Raw genomic sequence first — 20,898 nt, forward strand, 5'->3', positions numbered from 1 at the left:
TAGCAATCCTCGTAAATAATGCATTATTTTAGAGGATTGCTATAACTTGTCCTTTCTGTAAATTGCTTTGTAAGAAGGCAAACGACTTCACAATGTTCTGTGAAGCTGAACATGTCTACCGGCTGTATTTTCCGAGTCACATATCCATGCTTTGTGAGAAATTCCAGATCCCTGGCCAAAGTATCAGGTCCGCAGGAAATATAAACGATCCTGGAAGGTCCCAGTTTTACCATAGATGTCAGGAATTTTTCCGTGCTGCCGGTACGGGGCGGATCCATAAATACCACATCTGCCCTTTCCCCCTCTGACACCATTCCTTCCATAAACTCTCCTGCATCTCCCTGATAGAATCTGGCGTTTGTAATTTTGTTTTCCCTGGCATTTACGATTGCATCCCGAACAGCATTTTTATTCAGTTCTATGCCAATCACTTCCCTGGCTTTTCCAGCTGCCACCAGACCAATAGTTCCAATTCCGCAATAAGCATCGATGACCTGTTCTTTTCTGCCCAGACCAGCATATTCAATAGCTGTTTTATAGAGCAGTTCTGTCTGCACAGGATTTACCTGATAAAAGGATTGCGGTGAAATGCGGAAAGTACAGCCACAAAGCCTGTCTCTGATAAAACCTTTTCCATAGAGCACGATATCACGTTCACCCAGAACCATACTGGTTTTTTTATCATTTACATTCAGAACTACTGTAGATATCTGTGGAAACTTCTTACGCAGAGCCTTTACAAAATTATTCTTGGATGGAAAAATCGGAGAAGCTACAACCAGAACCACCATAATTTCATCTGTTGAAAAGCCTCTCCTGACCAGCACATGGCGAAGCAGCCCATATCCTGTATCCTCATCGTAGGTTTTGATTCTGAAAGACTTCAACATATCTCTGATTGCCCGGATAATTTCCTGACTGATTTTATCTTCGATCATGCACTCCTCAACAGGAACCACTCTGTGCGTTCCAGCCTCATAGGTTCCGCAGATTACATTTCCTTTTTTATCTCTGTCAAATACAGCATGTACTTTATTTCTATAATAAAAAGGATTCTCCATTCCAATAATCGCTTTCACATTGCCATATTTCTTCAAAAGCTTATTCATATTTTTCTGTTTGATTTTAATCTGCTCTGTATAAGAGACTCCCTGATACTGACAACCGCCACATTTTTTCCATACCTTGCATTTCTCAGGTAACTGTGGTTTTTCTCTCTTTTCTTCCATTTATAACAACCCTTCCTATTTGCAATAAGGCGGATCCAAGCGGACATTCGCCTATAATCTCTGCACCATTATAGCAAGTCCTTCAAATATTCGCAATCCACATTCTCTCTATTTTCCAGATGTTTTCCAAGCATCAGAGTCGAATATTGTATATTTTTGTCGAAATGTTTTTGGAAGAATTATGTTGTAATCCGTAGACCAATGTAGAAAAATATGTTATACTTTGTACATACCAAAGAGAAATATAAATATCAACAATGCAAAGGATAAACAGTTCAAATTACAAATGACAGCAACTCACCAGTACAAAGGATAAATTTTCAGGAATCTGAATATTACAGAACTGCAGATACACCTTTTAAAATACTAATGATAAAACTTAAGGCTTCCGGCATAATAACCGGAAGCCTTTTTCTGTCATTTTTTATCTCAAAAATGTATCAGTATATTATTTCTCGTTTGGACACATTAGCTAAATCTAGCTATTTATTTATAATTTACGATCTGACCGAATTCTTCTTTCAGGGAAGCACCGCCAACAAGACCGCCATCAATGTCTGCCTGAGCAAACAGATCTGCTGCTGTCTTGGAGTTTACAGAACCGCCGTACTGGATACGGATAGCTGCTGCTGTAGCATCATCATAGATCTCAGCGATACATTTACGGATTTCACCGCAAACTTCCTGAGCCTGCTCAGTTGTAGCTGTTTTGCCTGTTCCGATTGCCCAGATTGGCTCATAAGCGATAACTGCTGTCTTAGCCTGATCTGCTGTAACACCCTGGAATCCAACTTTAACCTGCTGACGGATGAAGTCCATTGTCACGCCCTGCTCTCTCTGAGTAAGAGTTTCGCCACAGCACATGATAGGTGTGATTCCATGTTCGAAAGCTTTGAGAACTTTCTTGTTAACATCTTCGTTTGTTTCTCCGAAGTATTCTCTTCTTTCGGAATGTCCGAGAACAACATATTTAACGCCAGCATCTACCAGCATGTTCGGAGAGATTTCTCCTGTATATGCACCTTTCTCTTCAAAGTACATATTCTCAGCACCAACCTGGATGTTTGTTCCTTTAGCAGCTTCTACAACCGGGATAATATCGATTGCAGGTACACAGAATACTACATCAACTTCTTCGTTAGCTACTAATGGTTTTAATGTTTCTACTAATTTGACTGCCTCGCTTGGTGTCATGTTCATTTTCCAGTTACCAGCGATAATTTTCTTTCTTGCCATGATAATTTATCTCCTTAATTAAACGTTCAATGTTTATTTATCATTTGCTGCTGCAACACCAGGAAGTTCTTTTCCTTCCAGGAATTCAAGAGATGCACCGCCACCTGTAGAGATGTGTGTCATCTTATCGCCATAGCCAAGGATATTAACGGCTGCTGCAGAATCACCACCACCGATGATAGTTGTAGCATCTGTATCAGCAAGTGCTTTGGCAACAGCTTCTGTACCATGAGCGAAGTTCGGCATTTCGAAGCAGCCCATCGGTCCATTCCATACAACTGTCTTAGCATCTTTTACAGCCTCAGCAAAAAGCTTCTCTGTTTCCGGTCCGATATCCATTCCTTCCCATCCGTCCGGGATCTCGCCACGTTTTACAACCTGAATATTGCAGTCATTGGAGAAGCTGTCACCGATTCTGTTATCTACAGGAAGAAGAAGTTTTACACCTTTTTCTTCTGCTTTTTTCATCATGTCTAATGCATACTGAAGATAGTCATCCTCACAGAGAGACACACCGATATGTCCGCCCATAGCTTTGGAGAATGTATAAGACATACCACCACCAATAATAAGTGTATCTACTTTATCAAGAAGGTTATTGATTACAGAAATCTTACTGGAAACCTTAGCTCCGCCAAGGATAGCAACGAATGGTCTCTCAGGATTGTTTACTGCATTTCCAAGGAAATCGATTTCCTTCTGCATTAAGTAACCAACAACTGCTGTATCAACATATTTGGTAACACCAACATTAGAGCAGTGTGCTCTGTGGGCTGTACCAAATGCATCATTAACAAATACATCACAAAGAGAAGCGAGTTCTTTGCTGAATTCGTCTCCGTTCTTTGTTTCTTCTGCACGGTAACGTGTATTCTCAAGTAAGATAACGTCTCCGTCTTTCATCTCAGCTACTGCTGCTTTTGCGTTTGGTCCTACTACTTCAGGATCTGCTGCAAATTTAACTTCCTGTCCTAACAATTCAGAAAGACGTACTGCAACCGGTGCAAGAGATAATTCAGGTTTCGGTTCTCCCTTCGGTTTTCCAAGGTGAGAGCAGAGAATAACCTTTCCGCCATCAGCGATCAGTTTTTTGATTGTAGGAAGAGCTGCAACCAGACGGTTCTCATCTGTAATCTTTCCATCCTGAAGCGGAACATTGAAGTCACATCTTACAAGAACTTTTTTGCCTTTTACATTGATATCATCAACAGATTTTTTATTCAGCATTTGTGGTGCCTCCTTAATAATATTCTTTAACTGTTACAACGCGAAAAAGGTCCGGTCCAAATCAGACCGGACCCTTCGTTGGAGTCTATTCCTTTACACTTACTGAAAATTAAGCGTTCAGTAATTTACCAAAGTGTTTGATTGTACGAACCATCTGGCTTGTGTAGGAGTTCTCGTTGTCATACCAGGAAACTACCTGTACTTCTGTTGTGCCATTCTCAAGTGGAAGAACCATTGTCTGAGTAGCATCGAACAGAGAACCAAATCTCATACCAACGATATCGCTGGAAACGATTTCATCTTCGTTGTATCCGAAAGATTCGTTAGAAGCTGCTTTCATAGCTGCGTTGATCTGCTCTTTAGTTACATTTCCTTCAACAACAGCTGTAAGGATTGTAGTAGAACCTGTTGGGGTTGGAACACGCTGTGCAGAACCGATAAGTTTTCCGTTCAGTTCTGGGATAACAAGACCGATTGCTTTAGCAGCACCTGTGCTGTTCGGAACGATATTAACTGCAGCTGCACGTGATCTTCTCAGATCGCCTTTTCTCTGCGGTCCGTCAAGTGTCATCTGATCGCCTGTGTAAGCGTGGATTGTGCACATGATACCGGATTTGATTGCAGCAAGATCGTTAAGTGCTTTAGCCATTGGAGCTAAGCAGTTTGTTGTACAGGAAGCTGCGGAAATGATATGATCTTCTTTTGTAAGAGTATCATGGTTTACATTGTAAACGATTGTCTTAAGATCGTTTCCTGCAGGAGCGGAAATGATAACATGTTTAGCGCCAGCATCGATATGAGCCTGAGCTTTGTCTTTGGATGTATAGAATCCAGTACACTCAAGAACTACGTCTACGCCGATTTCTCCCCATGGAAGTTCAGCAGCGTTAGCCTTTGCATAAATTTTGATTTCTTTTCCGTCAACTGTGATGGAATCTTCTCCAGCCTGAACTGTGTCTGCAAGAGCATATCTTCCCTGTGTTGAGTCATATTTTAATAAGTGAGCAAGCATTTTAGGAGATGTTAAGTCGTTGATTGCTACGATTTCAAATCCTTCTGCTCCAAACATCTGACGGAATGCAAGACGTCCGATACGTCCAAAACCATTGATTGCAACTTTTACTGCCATGATAAAATTCCTCCTATGAATTAAGTGGTTAATCATAATAATTCTTTTGTTTGTTAAAGAATCATCAACCTGTATTGTATTGTACATAATTCCAAACAAAAATTCAAGGGGATTTTATAAAAAACAATTAAAAATAAGTAAAAATTCCCAGGACCTATGTTATACTGAACAATATTAATATACTATAGTAGATTTTCTCTACTGTTTAACAGGAGGTATAGCATGAAAAAAGGTATATTATGGGACTGTCATATGCATTCTTCTTTTTCTGCTGATTCTGACACTCCAATGGAAAACATGGTTCTGAAAGCCCTCTCTCTTGGACTGAAAGGTGTCACTTTTACCGAACATCTGGATCCCGATTATCCTTCCACTCCGGAATCTCTTGATTTTTCTCTGGATCTATTTTCCTACAGGAAAGAGCTGTTCCGGCTGCAGGAAATCTATAAGGATAAAATACAGCTTCGTTTCGGCATTGAGCTTGGGCTCCAGCCCCAGCTTGAAAAATATTTCCACAATCTGACAGAGAATACTCCCTTTGACTTTGTAATCGGATCCTCCCATGTAGTCCATGGGTATGACCCTTATTATCCTGATTTTTTTGAAGGACGCAAAGAATTCCGATGTTATATGGAATATTTTGAATCCATCCTGGAGAATCTGTCTGTTTACCATGGTTTTGATGTTTATGGACATCTTGACTATGTTGTCAGATACGGTCCTAACAAAAACCGCGAATATTCATACGGACGGTACAAAGATATCCTGGACGAAATTCTGAAGAAACTGATTTCCATGAATAAAGGAATTGAATTGAATGCCGGCGGATACCATTATGGTCTGGGAGAGCCAAATCCCTGCATCGACGTCATTCGCCGATACAGAGAGCTGGGCGGTGAAATCATCACTGTAGGTGCCGATGCCCACACCCCGGATAAAATCGCCTGGGAATTTGCCAAAGCCGCAAACGTATTAAGCGACTGCGGATTCCGTTATTATACAGTTTTCAAAAACCGTAGTCCTGAATTTCTTCCTCTGTAATTTATTTTTGTACTCTGTCAAGAAATCTGGCAAAAAAGCCTTTTTCTGCATCTTCCTTATCCAGAGACTTCGCATATATTTTTCTGATCCATTCAGTGAGCGCATCAATGACGATAGGAGAAAATGTCATCAGCAGAAATACAAGAATAATCATTCCAAATTCCAGGGATCCAAGGGTCAGAAGATTCTGCAGGATGACTGCACTTCCGAAAAATATAAACTGCATTCCATATATAATCGTCTTTCTGTAGGTATTCAGCGGAGAATATACCGTACGCAGGGCAGACATATAATTCCATCCGGTTACCAGCACACATGCTGTATTAAGCATTATAGTTGAATGATAAACATTCTGACAAACCAGCATAATGGTAAATACACATCCTGTAATCGTAACTGCAGCAGGAAATGCATTCATAAATACATGTCTCAGGAAAGTATGGTCAATCTTATTGTAATTATTCTCCTGTGTCAGCAAAAAGGTAGGAATTCCCACTGCACAGGCACTGATCAGCGACATCTGTATGGGTTCAAATGGATATGCACTTCCAAAAAAGATAGTGATCAGTGCAAGCATTACAGAGAACATTGTCTTGATCAGAAACATGGACGCTGCACTTCGGATATTATTTACTACCCTGCGTCCCTGATTCACAATATGAGGCATGGCCGCAAAATTGGAATCCAACAGCACCACATTGGCAATATTCTTGGCTGCATCACTTCCTGCTGCCATGGCAATACTGCAGTCTGCTTCCTTCAATGCCAGAACATCATTTACACCATCACCAGTCATGGCAACTGTATGCTTCTGGGATTGCAGTGCCTGTACCATCTGCTTTTTCTGCTGAGGAGTAACACGTCCAAAGACACTGTACTCAGCCACAGCCTTCTGCATTTCCTCCGGAGTAGTGATCGTTGTTGCATCAATATAACGATCCCCATTCTTAAGTCCTGCTCTCTTTGCAATTGCAGCTACTGTAACCGGATCATCACCGGAGATCACTTTCAGATCCACACCCTGGCTGTCAAAAAAGGCAAGGGTATCCGGTGCTTCCTGCCTGATCACATCTGTAATAAGAATGAAAGCTATGGGCTGCAGCCCCTCCGGAAGCTTCATTTCCTGTGCCTGTTGTTCGCTGTGAGCCAGCACAAGTACACGCATTCCAGACTGGGCATAACCGGCACAGGCTGCTGTAAGCTGTTCATTTCCCTCCGGAAACAGAAACTGGGCAGCACCCATCAGATAAGTTCCCTGTCCTTCAAAAACAGCACCACTGTATTTCCTGTCCGATGAAAACGGAATAGCATGTACCGGCTTCATATCCTTTCTGACAGAAAAGCGCTGGCGCAGAGCATCTGCTGTAGCATTCTGGTCTGTTAATACATTCATCAGATTTCCCATAACATAATCCACATTTTTCAATGCTGCCTGATCTTCTTCGGAAATCTGTTCTGTACTTTCTATATTTTCTGCAGCTTCCGCCTCTTCTGCAATCCTCTCAGAAACCTCTTCTGTTTTATATAATTTCACACTGTCCACACACATGGTACCTTCTGTGATGGTTCCTGTTTTGTCCAGACACAAAGTGTCTACCCTAGCCAGAGTCTCAATACAATAAAGCTCCTGAACCAGTGTTTTTTTTGTTGCCAGCACCAGAGAGCCCAAAGTCAGAGCCACACTGGTAAGAAGCACCAGTCCTTCCGGTATCATACCCAAAACTGCTGCTACCATATTGACCACGGAATCCTTCAGGCTGTCCCCAACAATATAATATTGCTTATAAAACAGTAATGCACCCAGGGGAACAATAATAATACTGATCACCTTCAAAATTGCATTCAGTGAATTACGAAGTTCTGAATTATGGCGTTTAAACTCCTTGGCTTCACTGGTGATTTTCGATGCATAGTTGTCCTTGCCCACATGAATCACCTGGCAGCAGGCCTCTCCTGATGTCACAAAGCTGCCTGAATACAGCTCATCTCCTGTATTTTTCACCAGGTTATCTGACTCTCCGGTAAGAAGTGACTCATTTACCTCCAGAGTTCCCTCCAGCATTTTTGCATCTGCCGGAATCTGATCTCCTGTTTTTAAAAATATCAGATCATCCTGCACCAGCTTCTCTGTAGAAATACTCCACTTTTTGCCATCACGCAGCACTACCGTTTTGCTCTCAGTGAGAATTGCCAGCTTGTCAATGGTTTTCTTTGCACGTACCTCCTGAATAATACCGATCACAGTATTGATCAGAATAATTCCCACAAACATGGAATTCTTATACGACCTTACACACAATACCAGCACCAGAAGCACAAGGTTCAAAAAGTTAAAAAAAGTTAAGGTGTTTTCCCTTATGATCTGTTTATATGTTCTGGTATTAGGATTTTCATTGGCATTAACCAGCCCCTGTTCAATTCTCTCCTGTACTTGTTCACTTGTAAGTCCTGTCATTTTTACCTCCAGCCTTATTCTTATATCTTTTATAATAACACAGGGCAGATGATAATAATCACCCGCCCCACTTTTTTCACTCTATATAACGAACAAACTCCTTTTATGGATTCAGGCTGCCGGAAGTTTATCTGATCAATATTCTTCCTCTTCAGCTTCTTCGCCTTCATGAATATCAGATTTCGGTTTTTTCAGGCCCTCAATCTCAATATGATGCTTCTGTGCATAGTCCCACAGCGCAGCATGAATTGCTTCCTCCGCAAGCAAGGAGCAATGAACTTTTACAGGTGGAAGTCCATCCAGAGCTTCCATAACTGCTTTGTTTGTAACCTGCATAGCTTCTTCGATTGTCTTACCCTTTACCATCTCTGTAGCCATACTGCTGGTTGCAACCGCTGCACCGCATCCAAAGGTTTTGAATTTACAGTCTTTGATAATATGTGTTTCATCATCAATATCAAGAAAAATTCTCATGATATCTCCACATTTTGCATTACCTACTGTACCTACACCACTTGCGTCTTCTATTTCTCCAACATTACGGGGATGCTGGAAATGATCCATTACTTTCTCACTATAAGCCATTGTTCTTCCTCCTGACAAGTACTTTTATAATTATTTATGTTTTTTTACAAAATCTTCATATAATGGAGACATATTTCTCAGATGCTCTACGATTTCTTTCAGTCTGTCAATAACAAAATCCACGTCTTCCATGGTTGTCTCTTCGCTGAGTGTCATACGCAGAGAACCATGTGCGATCTCATGAGGCAGGCCAATTGCCAGCAGTACATGGGATGGATCCAGAGATCCTGATGTACATGCAGAGCCGCTGGATGCACAGATGCCGTAATTATCAAGCATCAGAAGCAGGGATTCCCCCTCTACAAACTGAAAGCTCACATTAACATTATTCGGAAGTCTCTTTACACGATCTCCGTTTACCTTTACATAAGGAATTTCCGTTTCAATCCTCTGGATCATATGATCTCTGATCTGGATTTCCTTAGCTGTACGTTCTTTCATGGATGCATTTGCTCTGGCAGCAGCTGCACCATAACCTACGATTCCCGGAACATTTTCTGTACCTGCACGACGCTTACGTTCCTGTGCTCCGCCATGTACAAAGGAACGGATTTTCACACCCTTGCGGATATAAAGGAAACCGATTCCTTTTGGTCCGTTGATCTTATGTCCGCTGGAGCTTAACATATCAATGTTACACTCATCCACATTGATCGGAACCTGGCAGAATGCCTGAACTGCATCTGTATGGAAAAGAATTCCGTGTTCCTTTGCAATACGGCCAATCTCTTTGATCGGCTGGATAGTTCCGATCTCGTTGTTTGCAAACATCACAGAAATCAGAATCGTCTCCGGTGTGATTGCTTTCTCAAGTTCATCAAGCTTTACAATACCATTCTCATCAACATCCAGGTATGTGATCTTTGCTCCACGTTCTTTTTCCAGATACTCACAGGTATGCAGGATAGCATGATGCTCGATCTTAGTTGTGATAATGTGATTTCCCTTGGATTTATATGCTTCAAAAGCAGCTTTCAGTGCCCAGTTGTCAGACTCTGAACCTCCTGCTGTAAAATAGATTTCCTCTTTTTTTGCACCGAGAACCTCTGCAATCTGTTCTCTTCCTCTGGTAATAGCTTCTTTACTCTTTCCGGCAAAATCGTAGATGCTGGATGGGTTTCCGTAATATTCTGAAAAATACGGCATCATTGCCTGAACAACCTCAGGCGCTGTCTTTGTTGTCGCAGCATTATCCAGATAGATCATTTTTCCCATTTTCTTATCCTCCTGATTTATTCATAGTATATTCGCAACTGTAAAGTATCTTCACTGTTACGAATCCTTTACCCTTTTTTCTCATGTGCTATTCGGCTTTCTTCGATCAGTTCGCCAAGCATCAGAGTATCTACTGCATTTGTAATACTGTCATTAATTCTCTTCCAGACATTCTTTGCCACACATACATCACTTCCGTGGCAGGTTCCGTCATTCTCAATCCCCGGGCAGACCGCAGCCTCCAGACCACCTTCCAGTACACGAAGAATATCACCTACTGAGATTTCCTCTGCCGGTCTGCCAAGGCGGTAACCTCCATATGCTCCTCTGCTGCTTGTCACAAGCCCCGCTTTTTTCAGCATGGCCATGAGCTGCTCCAGATAGCTTACAGAGATGTCCTGTCTTTCTGCAATACTCTGTAATGACACGGTTTCATTTTCACTGTGCAGTCCCAGATCTATTAACGCTTTCAAGCCATATCTGGCTCTTGTTGACAGTTTCATTTTTTCACCTCATTTAATTCCCAGTGTTTCCCTCGGATTTCATGATTACTTTATCAAAAACAAATTGTTCTGTCAAGGCTGTTTTTCACATATATTGACAAAAAAAGGAATTGTTCCTGAATATGTCCAAAAAGCTCTTTATCAGAGGAACCCTGCTGCTTACCTTCAGTGGATTACTGAGCAGGCTGGCAGGCTTCTTTTACAGAATATTCCTTTCCCATACCATTGGTGCGCAGGGGCTGGGAATTTTTCAGCTTACAGTTCCCCTGCAGCTTCTGTTTATGTCCCTGTGTGCTTCCGGAATTCAGACAGGAATTTCCCGTCTTACTGCTTCTGCCAAAGCACAAAATCACAGCCATCAAAAAGGAGACTACTTTGTCTGCGGTGCAGTTTTTTCTGTTGTGCTGTCTGTTATTCTGGCCTGTCAGCTCTGTTTCTTCGGAGATTTCTGGTCGAAAGAAATATTAAAAGAACCTCAGACTCTGGGTCTGCTCCGGCTGCTTGCTTTTTCCCTTCCTCCGGCCACTCTTCATGTCTGTATAAACAGCTATTATTTCGGTATCAAAAAAGCAGGTATTCCATCTGCCATCCAGCTCCTGGAACAGTTTTCCAGAATTGGTGGCTGTTATCTTATATACCGAATCCTTATCTCACAGAAACGTCCTGCAACCCCGCTGATTGCAGCCGGCGGAAACCTGATCGGAGAAGCTGTAGCCGCGTTTCTCTCATTATTTCTTATCAGTATGCATTTTCATCTTGATAAATATACTTTTTTCTGCCAATCCCCCAAAGCAGGTCCACTGTTGAAAAAATTTTTTAATACTTTAAAAAAACTTTTTCCCATATCTGTTCCCCTTACTCTAAACAAAGTTCTGCTCACAGTACTTGCAGGCATAGAGGTTCTGTTAATTCCCAACAGACTGCGGTTATCCGGTTTAAGCAGATCCGATTCTCTTGAAATATATGGAATTTTTACAGGTATGGCACTGCCACTGATTTTATTTCCCTCTACCCTTACGAACTCCGTATCGGTCATGCTGCTGCCCTCCATTGCCGAACTCCAGGCTCTTGGCTGTCAAAAACGGATCCATTATGTGATCCGCCGTACCCTTGGATGCTGTACAGTTCTGGGAACCGGATGTATGTTTCTGTTTTTTATTATGGGGCAATTTTTAGGAACTTTTTTATTTCACAATACCACTGCCGGCATCTGCATTCAGGCTCTGTCCTTTGTCTGCCCTTTTTTGTACCTAAACACAACGCTCACCAGTATTCTGAACGGTCTTGGAAAGTCCGGCCTCTGCCTGCTCTACAGCAGTATCAGTATTTGTATCCGCGTTGCTTTTGTTCTGCTTGTCATACCCCTTCTTGGAATCCGGGGATATTTCTGCGGACTTCTTTTAAGCGAAATGCTTCTGACTATTTTACTTTTGGTATCGACATTCCGATTGTAATGGTTTATACTTCTGAATGCCGACAAAAGATTTAAAGGAGATACAAACCATGGGATTCGATTTCATAAAAAAATTACCGACCCCTGAAGAAATCCGCAATCAATTTCCTATTGATGCAGAACTTCAGGCAATCAAAGATGCCCGCGACAAAGAACTTAAAGATGTTTTTACAGGCAAATCTGATAAATTTCTCGCAATCATTGGTCCATGTTCCGCAGACAATGAAGATGCAGTGCTGGACTATCTGACCAGACTTCGCAAAGTCCAGGAGAAAATTGCTGATAAGGTTATCATTGTGCCCCGCGTCTATACCAATAAACCGCGTACCACAGGCGAAGGATACAAAGGTATGGTACATCAGCCAGATCCGGAAAAACAGCCAAATCTCCTTGCAGGCCTTATTGCGATCCGCAAAATGCATATCCACGCTATTCGGACCAGTGGAATGACCTGCGCAGACGAAATGTTATACCCTGAGAATTACCGTTATCTTTCAGACCTTCTTTCCTATGTTGCTGTAGGTGCACGTTCCGTAGAGGATCAGCAGCACCGCCTGACTGTCAGCGGCATGGACGTTCCTGCAGGTATGAAAAATCCTACAAGCGGCGATTTGTCTGTTATGCTCAACTCTGTGGTAGCAGCACAGGGTGGACATCGTTTTATTTACAGAAGCTGGGAAGTGGAAACCACCGGTAATGAACTTGCTCATACCATTCTCCGGGGTGCAGTCAATAAACACGGAGAAACTATTCCCAATTATCATTACGAAGACCTCCGACTCCTCCTGGAAAAATATCAGCAGAAAAATCTGAAAAACCCTGCAGTAATCGTAGATACCAACCATTCTAATTCCAACAAACAGTATGAGCAGCAGGTGCGAATTGCAAAAGAGGTTCTTCACAGCCGTCTCGTTGACCCGGAAATCCGTACTCTGGTAAAAGGACTTATGATCGAAAGCTATATCGAACCAGGCAACCAGAAGATCGGCTGCAATCACATATATGGCAAATCTATTACCGATCCTTGTCTGGGATGGGAAGAATCAGAAAAACTTCTGTATACTATCGCAGAAATGTGCTGAGTAAAGCGGACATTCGCAATCCGCTTCGCTACTTGCTCATGAACGCAGTCGCTTCGCGATATCTGCGTTCAAAAAAGATCCACCAGTTAACCTGGCGGATCTTTTTTAATGACGGGGATGAGATTTCATATATACATCCCGCATTTTATTTACACTCATTCCCAGATAAATCTGGGTCGTGGAAATATCCGAATGTCCCAGCATTTCCTGCACACTGCGGATATCAGCACCATTTTGAAGCATATGAACTGCAAAAGAATGTCTCAATGTATGGGGAGTAATATCCCCCCTAATCCCTGCAGCATCTGCATACCCCTTCAGTACCTTCCAGAATCCCTGTCTGCTCATAGCTTTACCTGAACAATTGGTAAACAACGCTGTTTCTTCTTTGTTCTCAACGAAAGCAGGTCTGGACACTGCCATATATTTCTCCAGTGCCTTTTTGCAGGGAATTCCTATGGGTATAATTCTCTCTTTTTCATGATCATGACAAATCACATAGCCCAGCTGCAGGTTTACATCCGAAACCTGCAAATGAAGCATCTCACTCACTCTCATTCCTGTAGCATATAAAAGTTCCAGCATCGCACTGTCTCTAATGCCTTTTACATTTTCACGGTCAGGCTTCTGCAATAATCTGTCTACTTCCTCCACAGTAAGAATCTCCGGTGCTTTTTTTTCTACCTTTGGAGGTTTCAGATTCTCTGCCGGATCACTGGTGATCACACCTTCCTTCCAGAGAAATTGAAAAAATGCCCTGATCGATGCCACGCTTCTGGATATAGAGGCAGCTGCAAATTTCTCCCTCTCCATATAGCTTATATATCCTTCCAGCTCCAGTTCTTTTACCTCTGCCACAGACATAACGCCACGATTTTTCAGAAAATCCCACATTTTTTTCAGATCACGCTGATAAGACATTTCTGTATTTATTGATGTTTTCTTTATATCATGCAAATATGCAATAAATTCTCTAATTTCCAGTTCCATAGTGTGCTACTTTCCGCTCCTGATTTTGTTTCTCAATATTGCATATGTATTATACTGTTAATTTGACATAAAATCAAACCTTTTTTTATTCTGAAATCCAGTAAAATCAAGGCTTTTCGAGGAATTCTACCACATATCGGATATTTTATGACAACCCGCACAAAATATTGTAAAAATTTTTTATATCTGGCGAATACTGCCTGATTCCTGTGATTATTTCAGATAATCCAGAATTTTTTCTGCGATCCAGGGATTCAGATAACATTCTGCCAGAATCCCTCCGGACAAAAACAATGCAGATATACCTGTTTTTCCCAAATAACGTTTTTTGTTCACAGGAAATAATTCTCTGTGTTTCCAGATATCTATGGACTGTTCCCATATCTGTTCCATCAAAAAAATCCATCCCGGAATATACAAAAGATATTGTGGGAACAGAAGCCCTGTTCCGATCAGACCACCCAATAATCCAAACTCCAGAATCGAGACAGCAATCACCATCCCTATCCGGCATCCCAGGATCAGAAGCCCTGTCACTGCCAATGGTGCCCCAAAAACAGAAAATCCACAGATCATACATAAACTCCAAAGGCTTCCCCTGAACTTTATAATCTCTTTCAGATATTCTACCCCTGACACACTTCCCGATGCAGTAAATGATGTCAGATAATAGATTGCTTCCAGAGTTCCCTGATGCCACTCTGTTTTCCAGATCAAATTAGGTATAAAACTGCCCAGCAGGAAACCACACATACACAAAATCAAGCCCGGAAATCTCTTTTTTTCTTCCATAACTTCACCCTGTACCAGTCTACTCCCTGCTCAGGAAAATTATGCGTGGCATCTGTTATTTTCAAAACCGTCTGTCATCAGATTCACGTAGCACAATAAAAGCCCTACAGACTGTTTTTACACAATCTGCAAGGCTTATATCTGCAAAGAACTATTTATTTAGCGTAGTCTATGGCTCTGCTTTCGCGGATCACATTGACTTTAATCTGACCAGGGTATTCAAGCTCTGATTCAATCTGTTTCGCAATATCATGTGCCAAAAGAACCATATCTGCATCGTTTACATGTTCCGGTACGACCATTACACGTATTTCTCTGCCTGCCTGAATAGCAAAAGATTTATCAACGCCCTTGAACTGGTTTGTAATATCTTCCAGCTGCTGCAGACGGTTTGTATATGTCTCTAGCGTCTCACGTCTTGCACCAGGTCTGGCTGCTGAAATAGCATCCGCTGCCTGTACAATACATGCAATCAGTGATTCCGGTTCTACATCTCCATGATGGGATGCAACTGTATTGATGACAATGGGGGATTCCTTATATTTCTTACAAAGATCCACACCAATCTGAATATGTGAGCCTTCTACTTCATGGTCAATCGACTTACCGATATCATGAAGAAGACCTGCACGTTTTGCCATCCGGACATCCACTCCAACCTCTCCAGCCAGCATTCCTGACAGCTGTGCTACTTCAATAGAATGCTTCAACGCATTCTGACCATAGCTTGATCGGAATTTCATTCGTCCCAGAAGCTTCAGCAATTCCGGATGAACACCATGAACTCCCACATCCATTGCAGCAGTTTCACCGTCTTCACGGATCTGGGCTTCTACTTCCTTCTGTGCCTTCTCAACCATTTCCTCGATTCTGGCCGGATGAATTCGGCCATCTACGATCAGTTTCTCCAAAGCTACTCTGGCCACTTCACGTCGAATCGGGTCAAAGGCTGACAATACAACTGCCTCCGGTGTATCATCAATAATAAGATCCACACCAGTCAAAGTCTCCAGTGTACGGATGTTTCGACCTTCACGTCCGATGATTCTACCTTTCATCTCATCACTTGGAAGCTGCACTACAGAAATAGTAGTCTCGGAAACATGATCTACTGCACACTTCTGAATGGCATTCACCACATACTCTTTGGCTTTCTTTCCTGCTTCTTCCTTTGCTCTGCCTTCCAATTCTCTGTAAAGCTTAGCTACATCTACTTTTACATCATCTTCAACAGATTTGAGCAGTTCCTCTTTTGCCTGTTCGGAGGTCAGACCTGAAACTCGTTCCAGTTCCTGTACTCCTTTTTGCTCAAGTTCTTCTACTCGTTTCTCTTTTTTCTGCACCTCAGCTGCTCTCGCTGTGCATTCCGCCTCACGCTTCTCCACTGCATCTGCTTTTTTGTCCACCGCAGATTCCTTAGCTAATACACGGTTTTCATACTTCTGCAGTTCGTTTCTTCGTTCCTTGGTTTCTTTCTCCAGTTCATTTTTAGTACGGAGAGATTCTTCCTTCACTTCCAATAAAGCTTCTCTTTTTTTAGTTTCTGCTGTTTTCAGAGCTTCATCTATGATGCTTCTTGCTTTGTCTTCTGCTATTCCAACTGTTTCAGCGTCCTTCTGAATTTTGTTGTTCACAGCAATTTTGCAAGTAACAGGAACCGCAATAAGTAGCGCGACTACCACAGCGACAATTGCAACAATAATTGTTGTTGTCACAGGAGCACCTCCTTATTTAGTTTTCATTGTACAAATACAACAATACAAGTTTATCTTTTTTTGATACTTATGTCAAGTTTTTCAGAAAATTTCTGCTAAATTTTATCTCCAGTTCCTCCAGAACATGCGATATATCAGAACCCTGAAAGCCCCGACGTATAAGATAACCATAAAGGCGGCGCATTTCCCTCTCATTCAACTCTGAACCAGGAGCAATTTTTTTCTCCACTGTTTTTATTAAAAGCATATGCTCATCCGGTGTATTAAGAGCTGCCTCCGCTTCCCAGGCAGCCACAGCAATGTCTCTGTCTACTCCTTTTCCTATCAGTTCCTGCAGGATCTTCTGACGGCTCCTGCTATCCATTCGATATGCTATATAAGTTCTGGCATAGCGTTCATCATTAATATATCCATAGGATTTCACATACTCCATAGCAGCCTCAATCGCTGTCTGTGAAAATCCATTCTGCACCAGCCTGTCCCGCAGCCCCTTTTCTGTACGGTCCATATGCTCCAGAAGCTGCATCGCTTTACGGGTTGCTTTTTTATGTTCCTCTTCCAAAAGCTCCATACTTATTCCTCAGTTTCCCCAACTGGGTCTGACTGAACTTCTGCATTTTCCCCCGGAAGCAGATTATAATGGATCCTGACCTGCTTTTCAATTTCATCACAGATATCTGTATGCTCCTTCAGGAATATCTTGGCATTCTCACGTCCCTGACCGATCTTGTCACCGTTGTATGCATACCATGCACCACTTTTATTTACAATTCCGCAGTCAGCTGCCAGATCCAGGATATCTCCCTCTTTGGAAATACCTGTCCCAAACATAATATCAAATTCTGCCTGCTTAAAGGGTGGCGCCACCTTATTCTTCACTACCTTGATCCTGGTATGGTTACCAACCATCTCGCCGCCCTGCTTCAGTGTCTCAACTCTGCGGACATCCAGACGGATAGAAGAATAAAATTTCAGCGCGCGACCGCCGGTAGTAGTCTCCGGATTACCGAACATAACCCCAACCTTTTCACGAAGCTGATTGATAAAGATAACCACGCAATTGGATTTACTGATAACTGCAGTAAGCTTACGGAGAGCCTGTGACATCAGTCTGGCCTGCAGACCTACGTGGCTGTCACCCATGTCTCCATCTATCTCTGCCTTTGGAACCAGTGCAGCTACAGAATCCACAATTACAATATCCACTGCACCTGATCGTACCATAGTCTCTGTGATCTCCAATGCCTGTTCTCCGTTATCCGGCTGGGATATGTATAAATTGTCAATATCCACACCAATATTCTTGGCATATACCGGGTCCAGAGCATGCTCAGCATCAATAAATCCGGCAATTCCACCTCTCTTCTGGACCTCTGCCACCATATGCAGGGCAACTGTAGTCTTACCACTGGACTCCGGTCCATAAATCTCTATGATACGACCCTTCGGCACACCACCTACTCCTAATGCAATATCAAGGCTTAAGGAGCCTGTGGGTACAGTTTCTACCTGCATATTTGCCCCGGATTCTCCCAGCTTCATTACTGATCCCTTACCATACTGCTTTTCAATATGTCCAAGCGCTGCCTCCAGCGCTTTCTGCTTTTCTTCATTAATCATCTATTTAATCTCCTTGAGCGTATTTCGAACCTATGTTCGTGTCCCTGTTAATATAGTATTATACTTTTTCCAGTCTGTCAAGCATTTCCTTCTGACAACATCTGAGAAAAGAAACAGGAAACATGTTTTTATCCACACATTTCCTGTTTTATCTTTCAGTATCGTTCTTTTTTATTTTTCTCCGATCAGCCAGTTATACATTTCTTCATACTGACGTGCAGAATTATTCCATGAAAAATCTGTTGCCATAGCACGGTCAACCATCTTGTTCCATTCCCGCTTTTTGTCGTAGAAAATACGTTCTGCATTCCGGACTGTATTCAACATCTCATGGGCATTATAATTGCGGAAAGAAAATCCTGTTCCAGTTCCCTCATACTCATTATATGGTTCCACCGTATCTTTCAGTCCGCCAGTCTCACGAACAATAGGAAGCGTACCATATCGAAGACTGATCAGCTGGCTTAAGCCACATGGTTCAAACAATGACGGCATAAGGAATGCATCAGACGCTGCATAAATTCGATGTGAAAGTGCTTCATCATAATAAATCTGTGCAGATACCTTGCCATGATATTTCCAGTCGAAATGGCGGAACATATTTTCATATCTCTCATCACCGGTTCCCAATGCCACAATCTGAACTGCATCCTGACAAAGCTCATCCATCACATAAGCGATCAGGTCAAATCCTTTCTGATCTGTAAGACGGGAAACAATTCCAATCATCATTGCTTTCGGATTCTCCTCCAGTCCCAGTTCTCTCTGGAGCTGAATCTTATTCTTCACTTTTTCCTTGCGGAAGGTTGTGGCATTATAATTCTGTGCAATACAGGAATCTGTCTCCGGATTGAAAATATCGTAATCAATTCCGTTTACAATACCTCTGAGACTGTTGGCACGGGCACACATCAGTCCGTCCAGACGTTCTCCATAGAACGGTGTCTTTATTTCCTCAGCATAAGTGTTGCTGACTGTAGTCACCGCATCTGCAAATACAATACCGCCCTTCAGGAAATTGGCATCCTTATAAGCTTCCAGCTTATCCGCTGCAAAGTAATAATCAGAAAGCCCTGTAATATCCTGTACAGTCTTAACATCCCAAACACCCTGAAATTTCAGGTTATGTATGGTCATAACAGTTTTTATATTCCAGAAAAACTCATTCTGCTGAAAGCTGTCATGGAGATATACAGGAACCAGACCTGTCTGCCAGTCATGACAGTGGATCACATCCGGCCGGAAACCGATCACCGGAAGAACTGATAAAACTGCCTTGGAGAAAAAAGCAAATTTTTCTAAATCCCATGGTGCACTGTCGTAAGGTTTTGGACCACTAAAATAATATTCATTATCTATGAAATAAAACTGAATCCCCTGATATTCCATATGCATAATTCCCACATAGCAGTTCTTGTACCCCAGATCCATGTAGAAATGTGTGATATAATCCATTTTATCTTTCCATTCCTGTTTCATACAGGCATATTTCGGTAAAATCACACGTACATCAAAATATTTTTTGTCAAAACATTTCGGCAGAGCGCCTGCTACATCGGCAAGTCCTCCCGTTTTAATAAACGGCACTGCTTCAGATGTTGCAAATAAGATATTTTTCATGTGTATACCCCTCCTTGGTAGCCTTTGTTAAAATAATTATACCCCAATTTTTGACTATTGAAAAGAGCGATTTTTATATTCCAGTCTGATTTTATCCGCTATCAGTGCTATAAATTCTGAATTTGTAGGTTTTCCTTTTCCTGTGCTTACCGTATAGCCAAACAGTGCATCTATCGTATCCATTTTTCCTCTGCTCCAGGCCACTTCAATCGCATGACGGATTGCCCGTTCTACCCGGCTGGAAGTAGTCTGATGTTTTTTTGCAATGGTCGGATACAGGATCTTTGTGATAGAATTTAACATTTCCATATCATTTACTGACAAAATAATCGCATCCCGCAGATACTGATACCCCTTAATATGAGCCGGTACGCCAATCTCATGGATAATATTTGTCACATCTGTCTCCAGGTTTCCCAAAGCCACACTGCTTTCCTCCTGTTTTGCCGGCTGCCTGTTGATTTCTCTGTATTTCTTTTCTCCTATACTTCGTATATGCTTAATCCGGTTAAGCAGCATTCGGTTATCAAAAGGCTTCAACACATAATAATCCGCCCCCAGACTGAACGCATCCTCTGTGATCCTCTCTTTTCCCACTGCCGAAACCACAATAAACGCCGGGATTTTCTTCAGATTACTGTTATGTACAAATTGCTCCATAACTGCCAGCCCATCCATCTTCGGCATAATAATATCCAATACTACAACATCCGGTTCTTTCTCCCGTATAATCTTACAGATTTCTTCACCATTGTGAGCTTTTCCCACCAATTCCAGGTCTTTATCTTCTTCTATGATTTGACCAAGTATTTCCACCATTTTCTCATTATCATCCGCAACTGCCACATTTAATTTTTCCATGAGGCCTGTCTCCTCCCTGCTTAAAAATCCTGTCAATTAGTTTCTTTTTTTTGGCACATCAACTATTATAGTGGAATAAGAAGGGAGAAATCAAGCCGAAACAGGGCAGTACAGGCCATTTTCCATCGAGCTGTTTTGCCTTTTT

The 20,898-nt window shown here is 42.1% G+C and carries 18 protein-coding genes; 3 read left to right on the forward strand and 15 right to left on the reverse strand.

Annotation, left to right across the window (positions count from 1 at the left end):
- Nucleotides 1-23: 23 nt before the first annotated feature.
- The 4 genes from rlmD to gap form a co-directional block, all read right to left on the reverse strand.
- Complete coding sequence (rlmD, locus tag H8Z82_RS05735) at nt 24-1,229, reverse strand: 23S rRNA (uracil(1939)-C(5))-methyltransferase RlmD (RefSeq protein ID WP_186994547.1); 1,206 nt, start codon at nt 1,227-1,229, stop codon at nt 24-26.
- Nucleotides 1,230-1,715: 486 nt separating this feature from the next.
- On the reverse strand, nt 1,716-2,465 hold the full coding sequence (gene tpiA / locus H8Z82_RS05740; RefSeq protein ID WP_019162305.1) for a triose-phosphate isomerase: 750 nt from the start codon (nt 2,463-2,465) through the stop codon (nt 1,716-1,718).
- A gap of 33 nt (nt 2,466-2,498) precedes the next feature.
- Entirely contained in the window at nt 2,499-3,692 is a 1,194-nt protein-coding gene (locus H8Z82_RS05745) for a phosphoglycerate kinase (protein WP_186994548.1), read from the reverse strand.
- Nucleotides 3,693-3,801: 109 nt separating this feature from the next.
- A complete protein-coding gene (gap, locus tag H8Z82_RS05750; protein WP_186994549.1) occupies nt 3,802-4,821 on the reverse strand; it encodes a type I glyceraldehyde-3-phosphate dehydrogenase in 1,020 nt (339 codons plus the stop codon).
- A gap of 222 nt (nt 4,822-5,043) precedes the next feature.
- Between gap and H8Z82_RS05755 the strand changes: the two genes are divergently transcribed.
- On the forward strand, nt 5,044-5,862 hold the full coding sequence (locus H8Z82_RS05755) for a histidinol-phosphatase HisJ family protein (protein ID WP_186994550.1): 819 nt from the start codon (nt 5,044-5,046) through the stop codon (nt 5,860-5,862).
- Between the two features lies 1 nt (nt 5,863).
- Here the strand turns inward: H8Z82_RS05755 and H8Z82_RS05760 are convergent, their stop codons facing one another.
- From H8Z82_RS05760 to H8Z82_RS05775, 4 genes are all read right to left on the reverse strand, one after another.
- Entirely contained in the window at nt 5,864-8,317 is a 2,454-nt protein-coding gene (locus H8Z82_RS05760; RefSeq protein WP_186994551.1) for a cation-translocating P-type ATPase, read from the reverse strand.
- Between the two features lie 135 nt (nt 8,318-8,452).
- A complete protein-coding gene (nifU, locus tag H8Z82_RS05765; RefSeq protein WP_019162310.1) occupies nt 8,453-8,902 on the reverse strand; it encodes a Fe-S cluster assembly scaffold protein NifU in 450 nt (149 codons plus the stop codon).
- 30 nt (nt 8,903-8,932) lie between these two features.
- Entirely contained in the window at nt 8,933-10,117 is a 1,185-nt protein-coding gene (gene nifS, locus H8Z82_RS05770; protein WP_186994552.1) for a cysteine desulfurase NifS, read from the reverse strand.
- A 68-nt stretch (nt 10,118-10,185) separates the two neighbouring features.
- Nucleotides 10,186-10,620 carry an RrF2 family transcriptional regulator gene (locus tag H8Z82_RS05775; RefSeq protein WP_173742937.1) on the reverse strand — a complete coding sequence of 145 codons (435 nt, stop codon included), beginning with the start codon at nt 10,618-10,620 and terminating at the stop codon, nt 10,186-10,188.
- Nucleotides 10,621-10,742: 122 nt separating this feature from the next.
- Here H8Z82_RS05775 and H8Z82_RS05780 point away from each other — a divergent pair, with 122 nt between their 5' ends.
- Both H8Z82_RS05780 and H8Z82_RS05785 read left to right on the forward strand, forming a co-directional pair.
- Nucleotides 10,743-12,074 (forward strand): oligosaccharide flippase family protein, encoded by a 1,332-nt coding sequence (locus H8Z82_RS05780; protein ID WP_186994553.1) that lies wholly within the window; start codon nt 10,743-10,745, stop codon nt 12,072-12,074.
- A 16-nt stretch (nt 12,075-12,090) separates the two neighbouring features.
- Complete coding sequence (locus H8Z82_RS05785; protein WP_279289715.1) at nt 12,091-13,155, forward strand: 3-deoxy-7-phosphoheptulonate synthase; 1,065 nt, start codon at nt 12,091-12,093, stop codon at nt 13,153-13,155.
- Nucleotides 13,156-13,260: 105 nt separating this feature from the next.
- Here H8Z82_RS05785 and xerD read toward each other — a convergent pair whose 3' ends face one another.
- From xerD to spo0A, 7 genes are all read right to left on the reverse strand, one after another.
- Nucleotides 13,261-14,145: a site-specific tyrosine recombinase XerD gene (xerD, locus tag H8Z82_RS05790; protein WP_019162315.1), complete on the reverse strand. Its 885-nt coding sequence runs from the start codon at nt 14,143-14,145 to the stop codon at nt 13,261-13,263.
- Nucleotides 14,146-14,358: 213 nt separating this feature from the next.
- Entirely contained in the window at nt 14,359-14,937 is a 579-nt protein-coding gene (locus H8Z82_RS05795; protein WP_186994555.1) for a hypothetical protein, read from the reverse strand.
- Between the two features lie 155 nt (nt 14,938-15,092).
- Nucleotides 15,093-16,652, reverse strand: coding sequence for a ribonuclease Y (rny, locus tag H8Z82_RS05800; protein WP_186994556.1), 1,560 nt, complete (start codon nt 16,650-16,652; stop codon nt 15,093-15,095).
- Between the two features lie 67 nt (nt 16,653-16,719).
- On the reverse strand, nt 16,720-17,223 hold the full coding sequence (locus H8Z82_RS05805) for a regulatory protein RecX (RefSeq protein ID WP_186994557.1): 504 nt from the start codon (nt 17,221-17,223) through the stop codon (nt 16,720-16,722).
- A gap of 2 nt (nt 17,224-17,225) precedes the next feature.
- Nucleotides 17,226-18,272 (reverse strand): recombinase RecA, encoded by a 1,047-nt coding sequence (recA, locus tag H8Z82_RS05810; protein WP_186994558.1) that lies wholly within the window; start codon nt 18,270-18,272, stop codon nt 17,226-17,228.
- Nucleotides 18,273-18,443: 171 nt separating this feature from the next.
- A complete protein-coding gene (gene glgA, locus H8Z82_RS05815) occupies nt 18,444-19,892 on the reverse strand; it encodes a glycogen synthase GlgA (protein WP_019162320.1) in 1,449 nt (482 codons plus the stop codon).
- A gap of 54 nt (nt 19,893-19,946) precedes the next feature.
- Complete coding sequence (gene spo0A, locus H8Z82_RS05820) at nt 19,947-20,753, reverse strand: sporulation transcription factor Spo0A (RefSeq protein ID WP_186994559.1); 807 nt, start codon at nt 20,751-20,753, stop codon at nt 19,947-19,949.
- Between the last annotated feature and the right edge of the window lie 145 nt (nt 20,754-20,898).

It is taken from the genome of Blautia difficilis, assembly GCF_014297245.1.
Taxonomy (GTDB): domain Bacteria; phylum Bacillota; class Clostridia; order Lachnospirales; family Lachnospiraceae; genus Blautia_A; species Blautia_A difficilis.